The 275-nt window shown below is 43.6% G+C and carries 1 pseudogene; it reads left to right on the plus strand.

Going from position 1 to position 275, the window contains the following annotated elements:
* Positions 1-81 precede the first annotated feature (81 nt).
* A pseudogene (locus tag FAY33_RS19165) lies at positions 82-275 on the plus strand (flagellin); the annotation flags it as partial.

The following is a 275-nucleotide window of genomic DNA, read 5'->3' on the forward strand; positions in this document are numbered from 1 at the left end:
TTCAGGGCCCGAATGACAGATTAGGAATATATAATCTGGGGGACAGGGAAGTCCCCGACATAATTCAAGGAGGTACTACAAATGAGAATTCAGCATAATATCGCAGCATTAAACTCTTACAAGAACTTATCAAGCAATAACAATACCGTATCCAAGAGCCTGGAGAAGTTATCTTCCGGTTACAGAATCAACCGTGCAGGTGATGATGCAGCAGGACTTGCTATTTCCGAGAAGATGAGAGCCCAGATCACAGGACTTGAGACAGCTCAGAAGAA

This window comes from Clostridium sp. HBUAS56010 (assembly GCF_007115105.1).
In the GTDB taxonomy this organism is placed as follows: domain Bacteria; phylum Bacillota; class Clostridia; order Lachnospirales; family Lachnospiraceae; genus Lacrimispora.